The 18,903-nt window shown below is 50.4% G+C and carries 14 protein-coding genes, 1 tRNA gene and 3 rRNA genes; 14 read left to right on the top strand and 4 right to left on the bottom strand.

Translation table 11 applies throughout. The features are described 5' to 3' along the window. Positions 1–75: 75 nt before the first annotated feature. The 7 genes from kup (at position 76) to rbsR (ending at position 7,955) form a co-directional block, all read left to right on the top strand. Complete coding sequence (kup, locus tag D8682_RS15470; protein ID WP_064541950.1) at positions 76–1,944, top strand: low affinity potassium transporter Kup; 1,869 nt, start codon at positions 76–78, stop codon at positions 1,942–1,944. A 194-nt stretch (positions 1,945–2,138) separates the two neighbouring features. Then, a complete protein-coding gene (gene rbsD, locus D8682_RS15465) occupies positions 2,139–2,558 on the top strand; it encodes a D-ribose pyranase (RefSeq protein WP_064541947.1) in 420 nt (139 codons plus the stop codon). Between the two features lie 7 nt (positions 2,559–2,565). Continuing rightward, positions 2,566–4,080, top strand: coding sequence for a ribose ABC transporter ATP-binding protein RbsA (gene rbsA, locus D8682_RS15460; protein WP_121814641.1), 1,515 nt, complete (start codon positions 2,566–2,568; stop codon positions 4,078–4,080). Then, a complete protein-coding gene (rbsC, locus tag D8682_RS15455) occupies positions 4,077–5,042 on the top strand; it encodes a ribose ABC transporter permease (RefSeq protein ID WP_064541941.1) in 966 nt (321 codons plus the stop codon). Before rbsA ends, rbsC begins: the two co-directional genes overlap by 4 nt. A gap of 28 nt (positions 5,043–5,070) precedes the next feature. Further along, positions 5,071–5,958 (top strand): ribose ABC transporter substrate-binding protein RbsB, encoded by an 888-nt coding sequence (gene rbsB, locus D8682_RS15450; protein ID WP_064541938.1) that lies wholly within the window; start codon positions 5,071–5,073, stop codon positions 5,956–5,958. 72 nt (positions 5,959–6,030) lie between these two features. Next, positions 6,031–6,960, top strand: a complete 930-nt coding sequence (gene rbsK, locus D8682_RS15445; protein WP_121814640.1) for a ribokinase — start codon at positions 6,031–6,033, stop codon at positions 6,958–6,960. A gap of 2 nt (positions 6,961–6,962) precedes the next feature. Then, positions 6,963–7,955: a ribose operon transcriptional repressor RbsR gene (gene rbsR, locus D8682_RS15440; RefSeq protein WP_064541932.1), complete on the top strand. Its 993-nt coding sequence runs from the start codon at positions 6,963–6,965 to the stop codon at positions 7,953–7,955. On the opposite strand, the gene mdtD is transcribed toward rbsR, so the two are convergent. After that, positions 7,952–9,334: a multidrug transporter subunit MdtD gene (gene mdtD / locus D8682_RS15435; RefSeq protein ID WP_064541929.1), complete on the bottom strand. Its 1,383-nt coding sequence runs from the start codon at positions 9,332–9,334 to the stop codon at positions 7,952–7,954. The genes rbsR and mdtD overlap by 4 nt on opposite strands. A 42-nt stretch (positions 9,335–9,376) precedes the next feature. Then, complete coding sequence (locus D8682_RS15430) at positions 9,377–10,075, bottom strand: FadR/GntR family transcriptional regulator (RefSeq protein ID WP_064541926.1); 699 nt, start codon at positions 10,073–10,075, stop codon at positions 9,377–9,379. Between the two features lie 499 nt (positions 10,076–10,574). On the opposite strand from D8682_RS15430, the gene D8682_RS15425 reads away from it, so the two are divergent. The 4 genes from D8682_RS15425 to rrf all read left to right on the top strand — a co-directional run bounded on the left by D8682_RS15425 (position 10,575) and on the right by rrf (position 15,637). Beyond that, positions 10,575–12,116, top strand: a 16S ribosomal RNA gene (locus tag D8682_RS15425). Positions 12,117–12,206: 90 nt separating this feature from the next. Continuing rightward, positions 12,207–12,282 (top strand) — tRNA-Glu (locus D8682_RS15420). A gap of 219 nt (positions 12,283–12,501) precedes the next feature. Continuing rightward, positions 12,502–15,410, top strand: a 23S ribosomal RNA gene (locus D8682_RS15415). A 111-nt stretch (positions 15,411–15,521) separates the two neighbouring features. Next, positions 15,522–15,637, top strand: a 5S ribosomal RNA gene (gene rrf, locus D8682_RS15410). The 16S, 23S and 5S rRNA genes sit together here with 1 tRNA gene alongside, the layout of an rRNA operon. Positions 15,638–15,727: 90 nt before the next feature. Here the strand turns inward: rrf and mobB are convergent. Both mobB and mobA read right to left on the bottom strand, forming a co-directional pair. Next, positions 15,728–16,234, bottom strand: coding sequence for a molybdopterin-guanine dinucleotide biosynthesis protein MobB (gene mobB / locus D8682_RS15405; RefSeq protein WP_064541900.1), 507 nt, complete (start codon positions 16,232–16,234; stop codon positions 15,728–15,730). Further along, positions 16,235–16,864, bottom strand: a complete 630-nt coding sequence (gene mobA, locus D8682_RS15400; protein ID WP_121814639.1) for a molybdenum cofactor guanylyltransferase MobA — start codon at positions 16,862–16,864, stop codon at positions 16,235–16,237. A gap of 24 nt (positions 16,865–16,888) precedes the next feature. Between mobA and D8682_RS15395 the strand changes: the two genes are divergently transcribed. The 3 genes from D8682_RS15395 (at position 16,889) to dsbA (ending at position 18,876) form a co-directional block, all read left to right on the top strand. After that, positions 16,889–17,158, top strand: a complete 270-nt coding sequence (locus tag D8682_RS15395; RefSeq protein ID WP_064541894.1) for a YihD family protein — start codon at positions 16,889–16,891, stop codon at positions 17,156–17,158. Between the two features lie 76 nt (positions 17,159–17,234). Next, positions 17,235–18,224, top strand: a complete 990-nt coding sequence (locus tag D8682_RS15390) for a serine/threonine protein kinase (protein ID WP_121814638.1) — start codon at positions 17,235–17,237, stop codon at positions 18,222–18,224. Between the two features lie 28 nt (positions 18,225–18,252). Further along, on the top strand, positions 18,253–18,876 hold the full coding sequence (gene dsbA, locus D8682_RS15385; RefSeq protein WP_064541924.1) for a thiol:disulfide interchange protein DsbA: 624 nt from the start codon (positions 18,253–18,255) through the stop codon (positions 18,874–18,876). Positions 18,877–18,903 lie beyond the last annotated feature (27 nt).

The following is an 18,903-nucleotide window of genomic DNA, read 5'->3' as shown; positions in this document are numbered from 1 at the left end:
CGTGCATACTGTGCGCCTTTTTGTGGGCCAAGGGACTAAGCACACGCTTTCGGGATTCCAACAAAAGATTAGTCTATGAGCGCTGATAATAAACAATCATTGCCTGCGATAACGCTGGCTGCAATTGGGGTAGTGTACGGCGATATCGGTACTAGCCCGCTTTATACCCTTCGAGAATGTCTGTCTGGTCAATTTGGATTTGGTGTTGAACGTGACGCCGTATTTGGCTTTTTATCTCTGATTTTCTGGCTGCTGATTTTAGTCGTTTCGGTTAAATACCTGACCTTTGTGATGCGTGCAGATAACGCCGGTGAAGGCGGTATTTTGACGCTAATGTCTTTGGCTGGCCGTAATACATCGGCAAGAATGACGTCGGTGCTGGTGATCATGGGATTGATCGGTGGCAGCTTCTTCTATGGTGAGGTGGTTATCACTCCGGCAATATCGGTGATGTCGGCCATTGAAGGGCTTGAGATAGCCGCGCCGCAGCTTGACGCCTATATCGTTCCGCTGTCGATAATTGTCCTGACACTGCTGTTTATGATTCAGAAACACGGTACCGGCATGGTGGGCAAATTGTTTGCTCCCGTGATGTTGCTGTGGTTCCTGGTGCTGGCGGTATTAGGTGCGCGCAGCATTATCGCTAACCCGGAAGTGCTTCAGGCACTGAATCCGGCATGGGCGGTGCATTTCTTCCTCGAATACAAAACCGTTTCGTTCTTTGCTCTTGGCGCAGTGGTTCTTTCTATTACTGGCGTTGAAGCGCTGTACGCGGATATGGGCCACTTCGGTAAGTTCCCGATTCGTATTGCGTGGTTCTCCGTGGTTCTGCCGTCACTGGTTCTGAACTACTTCGGTCAGGGTGCATTGCTGCTGAAAACGCCTGAAGCGATAAAAAACCCGTTCTTCTTATTAGCACCAGACTGGGCGCTGATCCCGCTGATGATTCTGGCAACATTGGCGACGGTTATTGCCTCTCAGGCGGTGATCTCGGGGGTGTTCTCGTTGACTCGCCAGGCTGTGCGTCTCGGTTACTTGTCGCCAATGCGCATCATCCACACCTCGGAAATGGAATCCGGGCAGATTTATGTGCCAGCGATTAACTGGCTCCTCTATATCTCTGTGGTGATTGTGATTGTTAGCTTCGAGCATTCGAGCAACCTGGCGGCGGCATATGGTATTGCGGTCACCGGCACCATGGTGTTGACCTCAATCCTTTCTTGTACCGTGGCACGCAAAAACTGGCACTGGAATAAGATTGGGGTATTGCTGATGGGCGCTGGGTTCCTGTTTATCGACATTCCGCTGTTCTCTGCCAATGCCGTTAAGATTTTCTCTGGTGGTTGGTTGCCACTATGTCTGGCGTTGGTGATGTTTATCATTATGACGACCTGGAAAAGCGAGCGTTTCCGCCTGTTGCGTCGTATGCATGAGCACGGAAATTCACTGGAAGCGATGATTGCTTCTCTGGAGAAATCACCGCCGGTACGTGTGCCTGGGACTGCGGTTTATATGTCCCGTGCATTGAACGTGATTCCATTTGCGATGCTGCATAACCTCAAGCACAACAAAGTGTTGCATGAGCGCGTAGTGTTGCTGACATTGCGAACCGAAGATGCGCCATACGTTCATAACGTGAAGCGTGTTTCGATTGAACAGCTTTCGCCAACCTTCTGGCGAGTGGTGGCAAGCTACGGCTGGCGTGAAACGCCAAACGTGGAAGAGGTATTCCACCGCTGTGGCCTGGAAGGGCTAAGTTGCCGAATGATGGAGACATCGTTCTTTATGTCGCATGAGTCACTGATCATCGGTAAACGCCCATGGTATCTGCGCCTGCGTGGCAAACTGTTCCTCGCGCTGCAACGCAACGCCTTGCGCGCGCCGGACCAATTCGAAATCCCGCCAAACAGGGTCATTGAATTGGGTACTCAGGTCGAGATATAAAGCTAACGCCTCTTCAATTGAAGGGGCGTTTTTTTTACCTGTTTGATTGTGCGCGCTCTCATTTGCCTCGTCGTGAAACAAGTCAGCGAAACGTTTCGATAGCGATCACATTTTCATAACTTCATGGTTGTTTTATCCACACACCTTTTCCTACACTTCATCTCAGCGAAACGTTTCGCTAGTGGAGTAAGAAAATGAAGAAAGGTACTGTTCTCAACGCTGACATCTCGTCCGTTATTTCCCGTCTTGGCCACACCGACACGCTGGTGATTGCCGATGCCGGGTTGCCCATTCCACGCAATACACCGCGTATTGATTTGGCACTGACTCACGGCGTACCGGGTTTTATGCAGGTCGTTGAAGTCGTAACGCAAGAGATGCAGGTTGAAGCTGCGATCTTAGCTTCGGAAATTAAACAACATAATCCCCAACTCCATGAAACGTTGCTCAAGCACATCGAGCAACTGCAACAACACCAGGGAAACACCATTTCTATTCGTTACATCAGTCATGAGCAGTTCAAGCAGCACACCGCTGATAGTCATGCGGTTATTCGCAGCGGGGAGTGTTCCCCGTATGCGAATATCATTCTCTGTGCTGGCGTAACTTTCTGAGGCCGGCATGGAACCGTTACTGCAATTAAAAGGGATCGATAAATCGTTCCCTGGCGTAAAAGCCCTTTCTGGTGCAGCGCTGAATGTGTACACAGGGCGCGTGATGGCGCTGGTGGGTGAAAACGGCGCAGGCAAATCCACCATGATGAAAGTGCTGACTGGCATCTATCAGCGTGATGCGGGTTCGCTGTTATGGCTGGGCAAAGAAACCACTTTTAATGGCCCTAAATCCTCACAGGAAGCGGGCATCGGTATTATTCACCAGGAACTCAACCTGATCCCGCAGCTCAGCATTGCGGAAAACATCTTCCTGGGCCGCGAATTTGTTAACCGCTTCGGCAAAATCGACTGGAAAACGATGTATGCCGAGGCCGATAAATTACTCGCTAAGCTCAACCTGCGCTTTAACAGCCAGAAGCTGGTGGGTGATTTGTCGATTGGCGATCAGCAAATGGTCGAAATCGCCAAGGTGCTGAGCTTCGAGTCAAAAGTCATCGTGATGGATGAACCGACCGATGCGCTAACCGATACCGAAACTGACTCTTTATTCCGCGTGATCCGCGAGCTGAAAGCTCAGGGGCGCGGCATTGTCTATATTTCCCACCGCATGAAAGAGATCTTCGATATTTGCGATGACGTGACCGTCTTCCGCGATGGACAGTTCATTGCCGAGCGTGAAGTGGTAACGCTGACCGAAGATTCGCTTATCGAAATGATGGTCGGGCGCAAACTGGAAGAGCAATATCCTCGTCTGGATAAACAACCTGGCGAAATCCTTTTGCGGGTCGATAACCTTTCCGGACCTGGCGTACATGACGTCAGTTTTACTTTGCGCAAAGGTGAGATTCTCGGTGTTGCCGGTTTGATGGGCGCGGGTCGCACCGAACTCATGAAAGTGTTGTATGGCGCATTGCCGCGTACTGGCGGTTATGTGGCACTTGAAGGCCGCGAAGTGGTGACGCGTTCGCCGCAGGATGGGCTGGCAAATGGCATTGTGTATATCTCTGAAGACCGTAAGCGTGACGGGCTGGTGCTCGGCATGTCGGTTAAAGAGAACATGTCACTCACCGCATTGCGTTATTTCAGCCATAACGGCGGCAGCCTGAAACATAAAGATGAACAGCAAGCGGTGCAGGACTTTATCCGTTTGTTCAACGTCAAAACGCCATCAATGGAACAGCCGATTGGCCTGCTTTCTGGCGGCAACCAACAAAAGGTCGCCATAGCCCGTGGCCTGATGACACGCCCGAAAGTATTAATTCTTGATGAGCCGACGCGTGGCGTAGACGTTGGGGCGAAAAAAGAAATTTATCAGTTAATCAATCAGTTCAAAGCCGATGGGTTGAGCATCATTCTTGTTTCGTCCGAAATGCCGGAAGTGCTCGGCATGAGTGACCGAATCATGGTGATGCACGAGGGGCATCTCGGCGGGGAATTTACCCGTGAAGAGGCGACTCAGGAAATCTTAATGGCGGCAGCCGTCGGCAAGCTAAATCGCGTGAATCAGGAGTCTGTAAAATGAGTACCCAAGCTATTCCTGGCCGTCGCTGGTTCACTAAAGCGTGGCTGTTAGAACAAAAATCCCTTATCGCTCTGCTGGTGCTGATTGCGATTGTTTCGAGCCTGAGCCCGAACTTTTTCACGGTTAATAACCTGTTCAATATCCTGCAACAAACCTCAGTGAACGCCATTATGGCGGTGGGGATGACGCTGGTTATTCTGACTTCCGGGATTGACCTGTCCGTCGGTTCCTTACTGGCGCTGACTGGTGCGGTCGCCGCCTCGATTGTCGGTTTAGAAGTGAATGCACTGGTGGCGGTTGCAGGTGCGCTGGCACTCGGTGCCGCAATTGGTGCAGTAACCGGTGTGATTGTCGCCAAAGGGCGCGTTCAGGCGTTTATCGCCACGCTGGTGATGATGCTTTTACTGCGCGGCGTCACCATGGTTTACACCAACGGTAGCCCAGTAAATACCGGATTCTCTGACAACGCTGATGTGTTTGGCTGGTTTGGTATTGGCCGTCCGCTGGGGATTCCTACGCCGGTGTGGATTATGGGCGTTGTGTTCCTCGCGGCGTGGTACATGCTGCACCACACGCGTTTGGGCCGTTATATCTATGCCCTGGGCGGCAACGAAGCGGCGACGCGTTTGTCCGGTATCAGCGTTAACAAAGTCAAAATTATCGTTTACTCACTTTGCGGTCTGCTGGCGTCTTTGGCTGGGATCATCGAAGTGGCGCGTCTTTCTTCCGCACAACCCACGGCGGGTACCGGCTATGAGCTGGATGCTATCGCGGCGGTGGTTCTGGGCGGCACAAGCCTTGCTGGCGGGAAAGGGCGTATTGTTGGGACGCTGATTGGTGCGCTGATCTTAGGCTTCCTGAACAACGGGCTGAATTTATTAGGTGTTTCTTCTTATTACCAGATGATCGTCAAAGCAGTGGTTATTTTACTGGCGGTGCTGGTGGACAACAAAAAGCAGTAACAATCATAACCCTACAGGACATCTGAATATGAATATGAAAAAGCTGGCTACCCTGGTTTCTGCTGTTGCACTGAGTGCCACCGTTAGCGCCAACGCAATGGCCAAAGACACCATCGCGCTGGTGGTCTCCACGCTGAATAACCCGTTCTTCGTTTCACTGAAGGACGGCGCACAAAAAGAAGCCGACAAACTGGGCTACAACCTGATCGTGCTGGATTCGCAAAACAACCCGGCGAAAGAGCTGGCAAACGTGCAGGATCTGACGGTTCGCGGTACCAAACTGATGCTTATCAACCCAACCGATTCCGATGCGGTAGGCAACGCGGTGAAAATGGCCAACCAGGCTAAAATCCCTGTGATTACCCTCGACCGTATGGCAAACCAGGGCACCGTGGTCAGCCACATTGCTTCTGATAACGTGGCTGGTGGCAAAATGGCCGGTGACTTCATTGCTAAGAAACTGGGTGAAGGTGCGAAAGTTATCGAACTGCAAGGTATCGCGGGTGCATCTGCTGCGCGTGAACGTGGCGAAGGCTTCAAACAAGCGACAGCTGCCCACAAATTCACTGTTCTGGCGAGCCAGCCTGCTGACTTCGACCGAACTAAAGGCCTGAACGTGATGCAGAACTTGCTGACTGCGCATCCAGACGTGCAGGCAGTATTTGCTCAGAATGACGAAATGGCGTTGGGCGCATTGCGCGCACTGCAAACTGCCGGTAAATCCGACGTTCTGGTGGTGGGCTTCGACGGTACCGCTGACGGTGTGAAAGCAGTAGAAAGCGGCAAACTGGGTGCGACCGTTGCACAGATGGCTGACCAGATTGGCGTTATCGGGGTAGAAACTGCCGACAAAGTATTGAAAGGCGAAAAAGTCGACTCCAAAATCCCGGTTGAACTGAAGCTGGTTACTAAATAAGACGACATAAGAAAAGCAGGGCATCGCGCCACTCACTAATCTGGGGTGGCGCACTTAACTGGACTGATAAATATGAAAACTAAAGGCAAGCTCGTCGTCCTGGGCAGCATTAACGCTGACCATATCCTTAACCTCGAACATTTTCCGACGCCGGGTGAAACCGTGACCGGGCAAGAGTATCAGGTGGCGTTCGGTGGAAAGGGTGCGAACCAGGCTGTTGCAGCCGGGCGCAGCGGCGCAGACATTGCCTTTATTGCCTGTGTAGGTAGCGACGACACGGGTAGTCGCGTTTGCAAACAACTGGCAAGTGACAACATCGACACCTCGCCGATCAGCACTATTAAAGATGCTTCAACCGGTGTTGCGCTAATTTTCGTCAATAGCGCTGGTGAAAACGTTATTGGCATTCATGCCGGGGCTAATGGGGCATTAACGCCTGCGCTTGTGGCGGAACAGAATCAGAAAATCGCTGAGGCTTCCGTGCTTTTAATGCAGCTTGAGTCACCGCTGCAAAGCGTGCTGGCTGCGGCTAAAATTGCCCATCAACATCAAACCAAAGTTGTGCTTAATCCTGCGCCTGCCTGTGAGCTATCTGATGAATTGCTCGGGCTGGTGGATATGATCACCCCGAACGAAACCGAGGCAGAAAAGCTCACCGGTATTCGTGTCGAAAATGACGACGACGCTGCGGTTGCCGCTCAGGCACTGCATGCGAAAGGCATTGAAACCGTCATTATTACGCTCGGTAGCCGTGGTGTTTGGCTGAGTGAGAGCGGTAAAGGGCAGCGCGTTGCTGGCTTTAAGGTCAAAGCGGTGGATACCATTGCCGCAGGCGACACCTTTAACGGCGCGCTGGTCACCGCATTGCTGGAAGATAAACCGATGGCTGATGCGATTCGTTTTGCTCATGCCGCCGCCGCTATCGCCGTGACGCGTAAAGGTGCGCAGCCTTCTGTGCCGTGGCGTAATGAAATAGACGATTTTTTGCAGCAGCAAGGATAATCATGGCCACCATGAAAGACGTCGCAAAAATGGCCGGGGTTTCGACTTCCACCGTTTCGCACGTCATTAATAACGACCGTTTCGTGAGTGATGCCATTCGCGCAAAGGTCGATGCTGCAATCAAAACGCTCAACTATGCACCTTCCGCTCTGGCGCGTAGCCTCAAGCTCAATCAAACGCACACAATCGGGATGTTAATCACCGCCAGTAGTAACCCGTTTTATTCTGAGCTGGTGCGTGGGGTTGAACGGAGCTGTTTTGAGCGTGGATACAGCCTGGTGTTGTGTAATACCGAAGGCGATGAGCAGCGCATGAACCGCAACCTGGAAACACTGCTGCAAAAGCGTGTCGATGGTTTGCTGCTGTTGTGCACTGAAACACATCTTCCTTCACCGGAAATTATGAGTCGCTACCCTTCTATTCCGACTGTGATGATGGACTGGGCGCCTTTTGAAGGCGAAAGCGATGTCATTCAGGACAACTCGCTGCTTGGCGGTGAGACGGCGACTCAACATCTTATCGATAATGGCTATACCCGCATCGCTTGCATCACAGGCCCACAAGATAAAACGCCAGCGCGGTTGCGGCTTGAAGGTTATAGAAAGGCAATGAATCGCGCAGGGCTTGCTGTCCATGAAGGCTACGAAATCATTGGCGACTTTGAATTCCAGGGCGGCTTCACGGCAATGAATTCACTTCTTGCACTCGAAGAGCCACCGCATGCAGTCTTTACTGGCAACGATGCAATGGCTGTTGGGGCTTATCACGCGTTGTATCAGGCAGGGCTTAAAGTCCCACAAGATATGGCGGTAGTCGGTTATGACGATATCGAACTTGCCCGATATATGACGCCACCGCTCACGACTATCCACCAACCAAAAGATGAGTTGGGTGAGTTGGCCGTTGATGTATTGATACATCGCATGGCGCAACCCGCCCTGGAACAACAACGTCTGTTTCTGACACCAGAGCTGGTGGAACGCGGTTCAGTTTAACGTTTGATCATGTTGCGCCCATCTTTCGGACGTAACAGCAAGAACACCAGAGCCGAAACTAACGTTACAGCACCCATCGTCAGGAATGTGTAGTGGAACTGCTCGACGGTATTAATGCTGTCGATACCTTCATAGATCCTGAGCACTGCGGCACTCACCGCGACTCCAAGACTAATTGCCAACTGCTGGGTTACGGCCAGAACGCTATTACCGCTACTGGCGTTTTCATCGGTGAGGTCGGCAAGCGTAATGGTATTCATCGCGGTGAATTGTGTAGACATCGCCATCCCCAGAATAAACAGTGGCAAAATGAGCAGCCATACTTCCATTCCCGGCGACTGCAATGAGAATTGCCCAATCAGTAAGCCAATGATCAGCGTGATGCCCACTAATGTTTTCCGATAACCCAGACGACGCAATACTTGTGTCACGGTGGATTTCGCCAGCAGCGAACCCATTGCCGTTGGTGCCATCATGCAGCCGGCGATTAACGCCGAATAGCCAAAACCGACCTGTAGCATTAAAGGCATCAGGAACGGTACACAACCGGTTCCCAGACGTGACGCGAGATTACCGATGATCCCTACAGAGAAAGTTCTGGTGCGAAACATCGGCAGAGCGATAAGCGGTGTTGGGTGACGACGTGCGTGCCAGATATAAGCTGCCAGCAGAGCAAGCCCACTTAATATCGTCAGAATACCGATGTAACTGGCAACAATGCGTTCGCCGAATAACTCCATCCCGCTAGAAATGCACACCAGACTCAAGCCAAACAAAAGAAAGCCGGTCATATCAAAGCCACGCCGTGGAGTCGTAAAGTTTGGCATGTACTTACGGGCATAGATAAGCCCGAGAATTCCGATAGGTATATTAATGAGGAAAATCCAGTGCCAGCTTGCCCATGTGACCAAAACGCCGCCGAGCAATGGGCCGAGGATTGGGCCAACAAGCCCTGGCATGGTGACGAAGTTTAAAACGGGCAGTAATTCGCTGCGCGGATAGGCGCGTAATAATGCTAAACGGGCAACCGGCATCATCATCGCACCACCAATCCCTTGTATTACGCGGAAGACAACCAATTCACCGAGTGAACTGGACATCGCGCAGGCGAACGAGCCTAGAGTAAAGAGGGAAACTGCGACCATGAACACGCGTCGTGTTCCGAAGCGGTCGGCCAGCCAACCGCTGACGGGAATCAACATCGCAACGGTAAGGGTGTAGCTGATTATCGCGGATTGCATTGCCAGCGGCGAACGGCCAAGGCTATGGGCAATTGCGGGTAACGCGGTATTCAGAATTGTGGCATCCAGCGCCTGCATAAAGAAAGCCATCGCCGCAATCCACGGTAACCCGGCCATACTGCGAGCTGTTTTGGTCATTTTTGTCCTGATGTTTTAAGGCACTCAGGAGAACGTGAGACTTTACCCGTGTTCGAAGGGTTCTTTCAATAGATCCTGACCAGCGACTAATGCGGCCTGGCTATCACCCCGGGTAATGGCATCAACGATTGCCTGGTGCAAATCGAGCTTGATAACTTCTTTATCGGTTATAGCAGTAAAGTAATTGTAATAAATAGAACGGAATAAGTTAGCGAATGAACAGAGGAATGGGTTACCACTCATTGCATAGATTTGCTCGTGATAGGCCATATCAACTTCTATCCAGCGTTGACGATCAAATGCGCCTTTCAATTTAACCATCTCTGCCATCATTTCGTTGAGAAAAGCTTTTTGTTCTTCAGTTCCATTAATGGCGGCCATGGCACAAGCTTGTGGTTCCAGGCTATTACGCATAACAAGGAAGTATTCCACCACATCATTAAAGTTCTCTTCTGTCATCCACCAGGTGAGCAGTTCCTTATCAAGGAAGTTCCAGTGGCTGCGAGGCATAACGCGAGTGCCAATACGAGGGCGGGGGAGAACCATTCCTTTAGCTGTTAATGTCTTTACTGCCTCTCGTACCGCTGTGCGACTAACACCGAATAGCTCACCCAATTCGATTTCACCGGGCAAGATGCTGCCCGCTTCGTACTCACCCCGGAGAATGCGTTGTGCTAGTTTTTCCGCAAGAACATAGGAAAGGTTCTTTTGAGCGGCGAGTTGTTGTGCAGAGAGAGACATAAATGCAATTCCTTTAGCTTTGTTTCTATTACTAGTATGCCATCTGGTCTGCATTTCTGATGTTTAAAACAGCAAATATCCCGTATTAGCTGGCTTTTGTAGTTCTTTTGGCGAAAAAAAAGACGTCTGGTAATCTTTTTGCAATAAACACTTGTCAGCTCCCAGAAAATCCCTATACTGCGCCTCCACTGACACGGCACAACGGCTTACAAACCGGCCCGTCAGCCAGATGAAAAGCGAAAATAAACGCTTGACTCTGAAAGAGGAAAGCGTAATATACGCCACCTCGAGTTAGCAAGCGAAAGCGCGCAACTCACTGCTCTTTAACAATTTATCAGACAATCTGTGTGGGCACTCGCAGGATTGATATCTCAGATACCTTCGGGTATCAAAAAAATATCAAGTCTTGAAGAGTGACCAAGCAGTAATTCATTTAGTTGAATTATTACGAAAGTTAATTTTTGAGCACCGCTTCACGAGTTGAAGCAAATCAAGCTTTTAATTGAAGAGTTTGATCATGGCTCAGATTGAACGCTGGCGGCAGGCCTAACACATGCAAGTCGAGCGGTAGCACAGGAGAGCTTGCTCTCTGGGTGACGAGCGGCGGACGGGTGAGTAATGTCTGGGAAACTGCCTGATGGAGGGGGATAACTACTGGAAACGGTAGCTAATACCGCATAACGTCTTCGGACCAAAGAGGGGGACCTTCGGGCCTCTTGCCATCAGATGTGCCCAGATGGGATTAGCTAGTAGGTGAGGTAATGGCTCACCTAGGCGACGATCCCTAGCTGGTCTGAGAGGATGACCAGCCACACTGGAACTGAGACACGGTCCAGACTCCTACGGGAGGCAGCAGTGGGGAATATTGCACAATGGGCGCAAGCCTGATGCAGCCATGCCGCGTGTATGAAGAAGGCCTTCGGGTTGTAAAGTACTTTCAGCGAGGAGGAAGGCGTTAAGGTTAATAACCTTGGCGATTGACGTTACTCGCAGAAGAAGCACCGGCTAACTCCGTGCCAGCAGCCGCGGTAATACGGAGGGTGCAAGCGTTAATCGGAATTACTGGGCGTAAAGCGCACGCAGGCGGTCTGTCAAGTCGGATGTGAAATCCCCGGGCTCAACCTGGGAACTGCATTCGAAACTGGCAGGCTAGAGTCTTGTAGAGGGGGGTAGAATTCCAGGTGTAGCGGTGAAATGCGTAGAGATCTGGAGGAATACCGGTGGCGAAGGCGGCCCCCTGGACAAAGACTGACGCTCAGGTGCGAAAGCGTGGGGAGCAAACAGGATTAGATACCCTGGTAGTCCACGCCGTAAACGATGTCGACTTGGAGGTTGTTCCCTTGAGGAGTGGCTTCCGGAGCTAACGCGTTAAGTCGACCGCCTGGGGAGTACGGCCGCAAGGTTAAAACTCAAATGAATTGACGGGGGCCCGCACAAGCGGTGGAGCATGTGGTTTAATTCGATGCAACGCGAAGAACCTTACCTACTCTTGACATCCAGAGAATTCGCTAGAGATAGCTTAGTGCCTTCGGGAACTCTGAGACAGGTGCTGCATGGCTGTCGTCAGCTCGTGTTGTGAAATGTTGGGTTAAGTCCCGCAACGAGCGCAACCCTTATCCTTTGTTGCCAGCGGTTCGGCCGGGAACTCAAAGGAGACTGCCAGTGATAAACTGGAGGAAGGTGGGGATGACGTCAAGTCATCATGGCCCTTACGAGTAGGGCTACACACGTGCTACAATGGCGCATACAAAGAGAAGCGACCTCGCGAGAGCAAGCGGACCTCATAAAGTGCGTCGTAGTCCGGATCGGAGTCTGCAACTCGACTCCGTGAAGTCGGAATCGCTAGTAATCGTAGATCAGAATGCTACGGTGAATACGTTCCCGGGCCTTGTACACACCGCCCGTCACACCATGGGAGTGGGTTGCAAAAGAAGTAGGTAGCTTAACCTTCGGGAGGGCGCTTACCACTTTGTGATTCATGACTGGGGTGAAGTCGTAACAAGGTAACCGTAGGGGAACCTGCGGTTGGATCACCTCCTTACCTAATAGATACGAACTTGCGTAGTGCTCACACAGATTGTCTGATGAAAGTAAATGAGCAAAAAGCGATATCCTGCAAAGGATTATTCGTGTCCCCATCGTCTAGAGGCCCAGGACACTGCCCTTTCACGGCTGTAACAGGGGTTCGAATCCCCTTGGGGACGCCATCTCCGATAATGTGTGAAAGACATTATCACCGAATATCTCAAAACTAACTCAGTGAGTTATGTTTGAGATATTGCTCTTTAAAAATCCGGAACAAGCTGAAAATTGAAACGACATGTCGTCTCATTCCTCCGTAATAAGGAATGGGAATACGATATGTTCGAGTCTCTCAAATTTTCACAACATACGATTGTGTCTTACGAGACATCTTCGGGTTGTGAGGTTAAGCGACTAAGCGTACACGGTGGATGCCCTGGCAGTCAGAGGCGATGAAGGACGTGCTAATCTGCGATAAGCGTCGGTAAGGTGATATGAACCGTTATAACCGACGATTTCCGAATGGGGAAACCCAGTGCAATTCGTTGCACTATCGTTAAGTGAATACATAGCTTAACGAAGCGAACCGGGGGAACTGAAACATCTAAGTACCCCGAGGAAAAGAAATCAACCGAGATTCCCCCAGTAGCGGCGAGCGAACGGGGAGCAGCCCAGAGTCTGAATCAGTTTGTGTATTAGTGGAAGCGTCTGGAAAGTCGCAGGGTACAGGGTGATACTCCCGTACACAAAAATGCACATGCTGTGAACTCGAAGAGTAGGGCGGGACACGTGGTATCCTGTCTGAATATGGGGGGACCATCCTCCAAGGCTAAATACTCCTGACTGACCGATAGTGAACCAGTACCGTGAGGGAAAGGCGAAAAGAACCCCGGCGAGGGGAGTGAAACAGAACCTGAAACCGTGTACGTACAAGCAGTGGGAGCCTCTTTTATGGGGTGACTGCGTACCTTTTGTATAATGGGTCAGCGACTTATATTCTGTAGCAAGGTTAACCGTATAGGGGAGCCGCAGGGAAACCGAGTCTTAACTGGGCGTTAAGTTGCAGGGTATAGACCCGAAACCCGGTGATCTAGCCATGGGCAGGTTGAAGGTTGGGTAACACTAACTGGAGGACCGAACCGACTAATGTTGAAAAATTAGCGGATGACTTGTGGCTGGGGGTGAAAGGCCAATCAAACCGGGAGATAGCTGGTTCTCCCCGAAAGCTATTTAGGTAGCGCCTCGTGAACTCATCTTCGGGGGTAGAGCACTGTTTCGGCTAGGGGGCCATCCCGGCTTACCAACCCGATGCAAACTCCGAATACCGAAGAATGTTATCACGGGAGACACACGGCGGGTGCTAACGTCCGTCGTGAAGAGGGAAACAACCCAGACCGCCAGCTAAGGTCCCAAAGTCATGGTTAAGTGGGAAACGATGTGGGAAGGCACAGACAGCCAGGATGTTGGCTTAGAAGCAGCCATCATTTAAAGAAAGCGTAATAGCTCACTGGTCGAGTCGGCCTGCGCGGAAGATGTAACGGGGCTAAACCATGCACCGAAGCTGCGGCAGCGACGCTTATGCGTTGTTGGGTAGGGGAGCGTTCTGTAAGCCGTTGAAGCTGGACTGTGAGGTCTGGTGGAGGTATCAGAAGTGCGAATGCTGACATAAGTAACGATAAAGCGGGTGAAAAACCCGCTCGCCGGAAGACCAAGGGTTCCTGTCCAACGTTAATCGGGGCAGGGTGAGTCGACCCCTAAGGCGAGGCCGAAAGGCGTAGTCGATGGGAAACAGGTTAATATTCCTGTACTCGGTGTTACTGCGAAGGGGGGACGGAGAGGGCTATGTTAGCCGGGCGACGGTTGTCCCGGTTTAAGCATGTAGGCGGAGAGTTTAGGTAAATCCGGACTCTTATCTAACGCTGAGGTGTGATGACGAGGTACTACGGTGCTGAAGTAACAAATGCCGCACTTCCAGGAAAAGCCTCTAAGCATCAGGTAACATCAAATCGTACCCCAAACCGACACAGGTGGTCAGGTAGAGAATACCAAGGCGCTTGAGAGAACTCGGGTGAAGGAACTAGGCAAAATGGTGCCGTAACTTCGGGAGAAGGCACGCTGTCGGTAGGTGAAGTCCCTTGCGGATGGAGCTGAAGGCAGTCGAAGATACCAGCTGGCTGCAACTGTTTATTAAAAACACAGCACTGTGCAAACACGAAAGTGGACGTATACGGTGTGACGCCTGCCCGGTGCCGGAAGGTTAATTGATGGGGTTAAGCGCAAGCTGAAGCTCTTGATCGAAGCCCCGGTAAACGGCGGCCGTAACTATAACGGTCCTAAGGTAGCGAAATTCCTTGTCGGGTAAGTTCCGACCTGCACGAATGGCGTAATGATGGCCAGGCTGTCTCCACCCGAGACTCAGTGAAATTGAAATCGCTGTGAAGATGCAGTGTACCCGCGGCAAGACGGAAAGACCCCGTGAACCTTTACTATAGCTTGACACTGAACACTGGTCCTTGATGTGTAGGATAGGTGGGAGGCTTTGAAGCGAGGACGCCAGTTCTTGTGGAGCCAACCTTGAAATACCACCCTTTAATGGCTGGTGTTCTAACGTAGACCCGTAATCCGGGTTGCGGACAGTGTCTGGTGGGTAGTTTGACTGGGGCGGTCTCCTCCTAAAGCGTAACGGAGGAGCACGAAGGTTAGCTAATCACGGTCGGACATCGTGAGGTTAGTGCAAAGGCATAAGCTAGCTTGACTGCGAGAGTGACGGCTCGAGCAGGTGCGAAAGCAGGTCTTAGTGATCCGGTGGTTCTGAATGGAAGGGCCATCGCTCAACGGATAAAAGGTACTCCGGGGATAACAGGCTGATACCGCCCAAGAGTTCATATCGACGGCGGTGTTTGGCACCTCGATGTCGGCTCATCACATCCTGGGGCTGAAGTAGGTCCCAAGGGTATGGCTGTTCGCCATTTAAAGTGGTACGCGAGCTGGGTTTAGAACGTCGTGAGACAGTTCGGTCCCTATCTGCCGTGGGCGCTGGAGAATTGAGGGGGGCTGCTCCTAGTACGAGAGGACCGGAGTGGACGCATCACTGGTGTTCGGGTTGTCATGCCAATGGCATTGCCCGGTAGCTAAATGCGGAAAAGATAAGCGCTGAAAGCATCTAAGCGCGAAACTTGCCCCGAGATGAGTTCTCCCTGACCCTTTAAGGGTCCTGAAGGAACGTTGAAGACTACGACGTTGATAGGCTGGGTGTGTAAGCGTAGCGATACGTTGAGCTAACCAGTACTAATGATCCGTGAGGCTTAACCTTACAACACCGAAGGTGTTTTGGTTGAGAGACTAAGCATTTTGATTTTCAGCTTGAACCGAGATTAAGTTGATGGTTGTGTGAATAACGCAACGGTTAACAAAACAGAATATGCCTGGCGGCACTAGCGCGGTGGTCCCACCTGACCCCATGCCGAACTCAGAAGTGAAACGCCGTAGCGCCGATGGTAGTGTGGGGTCTCCCCATGCGAGAGTAGGGAACTGCCAGGCTCCAAATAAGTGAAAAGCCCTGTACTGACGTACAGGGCTTTTTGCTATTTGCGATTTATAGAAAGATACCCACGAGAACGTAGGCAATACTCACTTCTTAAGCCAGTCAGCAATAAAATCAGCAATCTGAATGGGTGAGTTGATATCCAGTACGGGAAGCGACACATTTGGTAGCGGTACGTCACTCGAAATGGCAATAACATTCCTATCTATTTTCAGCTCATCAACGCTATGCGTTAGTCCTGCCCTGTAAAGCAGGATCTTAGGTATCTCTTCATGCTTAAAACCTTCAACCAATATCAAATGAAGTGAGCTGGAATCCATTCTGCTGGCGAGCCAATGCAAATCCAGTTCTTCTTGCTCAGGTGTTTCAGTCATTAATGCCCAACGATTCTTGTTGGCTACTATCGTTTGGTCCGCCCCAGCTTTCCGCAATTCGTAACTGTCTTTTCCTGGTTTATCGACATCCACATCATGATGAGTATGTTTGATTAACCCAGGGCGGATCCCTCGTTCATTGAGTAAAGGGATCAGTTTCTTAAGAAGTGTTGTTTTACCTGTGCCACTCCAGGCGGCAATCGCGAGTAGAGGAATCATCTATTTATGCTCCCATTGGGCGAGATCTTCAGGTGAATTCACGTTGATGAAGTTATTCATCTGATCCTGGAATCGAACGCTGTGCCCACCAGACTCTCGGAGAAAAAACATTACCCGTCGTTCTCCCGAAGCCAGATAGTTTTCCAGGGATACAGCGAGTTTCTTATGTATAAGAGCGATGGTTGGATGGTCACGTTCCCCATCATTTACCCACACGGCACGGGAAGCCCCTTTCTGCTCCCAAAGTTTGCATGCCAGATCGTCGGGAATATTGGGTGTATCGCAAGGACAAAACAAAAACCACTCGCTATCGAGGTTCTGCATTGCCGATAGTATTCCAGCCAATGGTCCTGGGTAATCAGGTAATGTGTCACTGAGAACGCGTAATCCAATAGATTGATATATTTCGATATTTCTATTCGCACTGATCACCACATTGCTGACTTGAGAGGTGAGCTTTCTGGTGACATGCTCAAATAATGGTAGGCCATTGAAGTATATTAGTCCCTTATCGTTACCCCCCATTCTTGTGGCTCTTCCTCCGGACAGCACCACACCAGTAACTTCCGTTAAACATCTCACTAATATCGCCTCTTTTAATGTGGGTTTGAGCCTGCTAACGTGTGACATCTCGCATGTGAAAGGAGCACAATCATGAAATGCAAACGTCTTAACGAACTGCTCGAGCTACTTCAGCCAGCATGGCAGAAAGAGCCAGACCTCAACTTGATTCAATTTTTGCAGAAACTCAGTAAAGAGTCAGGTTATACCGGTGAATTAACCGATCTCACTGATGACGTGCTTATTTATCAGCTGAAAATGCGTGATTCGGCAAAAGACGCTGTTATTCCTGGCATTCAGAAAGACTATGAAGAAGACTTTAAGACCGCATTGTTACGTGCCCGTGGTGTAATTAAAGAGTAAAAGCTTGTAAGCCGCACCACTTTGACAGCGATGAAATGTTATCCTCAACTATCCGTATTTACAGTCGGTTGCCTGGATGACAGACAGCAGCGCTTTCAATTTTCAAACACTACATCCGGATACCATCATGGACGCCTTGTTCGAACAAGGTATACGGGTGGATTCCGGCTTGACCCCATTAAACAGTTTTGAAAACCGCGTCTACCAGTTTCAGGACGAGGATCGTAAACGTTATGTGGTTAAGTTTTATCGCCCCTATCGTTGGTCACCTGAGCAAATAGAAGAAGAGCATCAGTTTGCGCTTGAGTTACAAGCTGATGAGGTTCCGGTTGCGGCCCCCTTGCATCTCAATGGCAACACCTTACTACGCCATAATGGCTTTATGTATGCTGTGTTCCCGAGTTTGGGGGGAAGGCAGTACGAAACGGATAACCTTGATCAGATGGAATGGGTTGGCCGTTATCTTGGCCGTATCCATCAAACAGGGCGTCGTAAGCCATTTTCTGCGCGCCCTGATATGGGCTTAAATGAATACTTATTTGAGCCGCGTGAAATATTTGAGCAGACGCATTTGATTCCATCAGCCCTGAAGAAGAGCTTTCTCAACGCCACCGATGCGTTAATAGCAGAAATTCAACTTCATTGGCATACCGATTTTCAGCCATTACGACTACATAGTGATTGCCATCCAGGGAATATTCTCTGGCGCGATGGTCCTTTGTTTGTCGATCTGGATGATGCCCGAAATGGCCCGGCAGTTCAGGATATCTGGATGCTTCTCAATGGTGACAAAGCCGAACAGAGAATGCAGCTAGAAATGATTGTCGAGGCATATGAAGAGTTTGCCTCATTTGATTCAGACGAAATTGCACTCATAGAACCTTTACGAGCAATGCGTATGGTTTATTATCTCGCGTGGATAATTCGGCGCTGGGATGACCCTGCTTTCCCCAGAAATTTTCCCTGGATTACAGACGAAGATTACTGGCGGGGACAAACTGCGACTTTTAAAGAGCAGGTACGGGTTCTACGTGAACCACCACTAACATTAACGCCAATGTATTAATCAGTATTTATTCAGGAGAGATTCAATGATGAAAAAGATTTGGCTGGCGCTGGCGGGGATGATCCTGGCATTCAGCGTGTCTGCTGCACAGTTTAAAGATGGAAAAGAGTTTATCACTTTAGAAAAACCTGTCGCCGGTGAGCCGCAAGTTTTAGAGTTTTTCTCCTTCTATTGCCCACACTGCTATCAGTTTGAAGAGGTTCTTCATGTCTCTGATAATGTGAAGAAAAAGCTGCCAGAAGGCACTAAGATGACAAAGTACCATGTTGAGTTCCTGGGCCCATTGGGCAAGGATTTAACTCAGGCATGGGCTGTTGCACTGGCATTGGGCGTGGAAGACAAAATTACCGCTCCAATGTTTGAAGCTGTGCAGAAAACTCAGACTATCCAAAATGTTGCTGATATCCGCCAGGTATTCATCACTGCTGGCGTTAAACCAGAAGAGTACGATGCTGCCTGGAACAGTTTTGTTGTGAAATCATTGGTTGCTCAGCAAGAGAAAGCTGCGGCAGATCTGCAACTGCAAGGCGTTCCCGCTATGTTTGTAAACGGAAAGTATCAGTTGAATCCACAAGGCATGGACACCAGCAATATGGACATGTTTATTCAGCAATATGCTGAAGTCGCCAAGTTCCTGGTTGAAAAGAAATAACAAAGAAAGCCGGTCAATGACCGGCTT

Origin of the sequence: Buttiauxella sp. 3AFRM03 (assembly GCF_003675305.1) — a bacterium.
Lineage (GTDB): Bacteria > Pseudomonadota > Gammaproteobacteria > Enterobacterales > Enterobacteriaceae > Buttiauxella > Buttiauxella ferragutiae.
Note: the sequence above shows the minus strand (reverse complement) of the source record. Positions and strands in the feature narration are given on the sequence as shown.

Excerpts from the sequence above, each read along its gene's own strand:
- kup (WP_064541950.1), top strand. The coding sequence starts at position 76 with ATGAGCGCTGATAATAAACAATCATTGCCTGCGATAACGCTGGCTGCA.
- rbsD (WP_064541947.1), top strand. The coding sequence starts at position 2,139 with ATGAAGAAAGGTACTGTTCTCAACGCTGACATCTCGTCCGTTATTTCC.
- rbsA (WP_121814641.1), top strand. The coding sequence starts at position 2,566 with ATGGAACCGTTACTGCAATTAAAAGGGATCGATAAATCGTTCCCTGGC.
- rbsC (WP_064541941.1), top strand. The coding sequence starts at position 4,077 with ATGAGTACCCAAGCTATTCCTGGCCGTCGCTGGTTCACTAAAGCGTGG.
- rbsB (WP_064541938.1), top strand. The coding sequence starts at position 5,071 with ATGAATATGAAAAAGCTGGCTACCCTGGTTTCTGCTGTTGCACTGAGT.
- rbsK (WP_121814640.1), top strand. The coding sequence starts at position 6,031 with ATGAAAACTAAAGGCAAGCTCGTCGTCCTGGGCAGCATTAACGCTGAC.
- rbsR (WP_064541932.1), top strand. The coding sequence starts at position 6,963 with ATGGCCACCATGAAAGACGTCGCAAAAATGGCCGGGGTTTCGACTTCC.
- mdtD (WP_064541929.1), bottom strand. The coding sequence starts at position 9,334 with ATGACCAAAACAGCTCGCAGTATGGCCGGGTTACCGTGGATTGCGGCG.
- D8682_RS15430 (WP_064541926.1), bottom strand. The coding sequence starts at position 10,075 with ATGTCTCTCTCTGCACAACAACTCGCCGCTCAAAAGAACCTTTCCTAT.
- mobB (WP_064541900.1), bottom strand. The coding sequence starts at position 16,234 with ATGATTCCTCTACTCGCGATTGCCGCCTGGAGTGGCACAGGTAAAACA.
- mobA (WP_121814639.1), bottom strand. The coding sequence starts at position 16,864 with ATGTCACACGTTAGCAGGCTCAAACCCACATTAAAAGAGGCGATATTA.
- D8682_RS15395 (WP_064541894.1), top strand. The coding sequence starts at position 16,889 with ATGAAATGCAAACGTCTTAACGAACTGCTCGAGCTACTTCAGCCAGCA.
- D8682_RS15390 (WP_121814638.1), top strand. The coding sequence starts at position 17,235 with ATGACAGACAGCAGCGCTTTCAATTTTCAAACACTACATCCGGATACC.
- dsbA (WP_064541924.1), top strand. The coding sequence starts at position 18,253 with ATGAAAAAGATTTGGCTGGCGCTGGCGGGGATGATCCTGGCATTCAGC.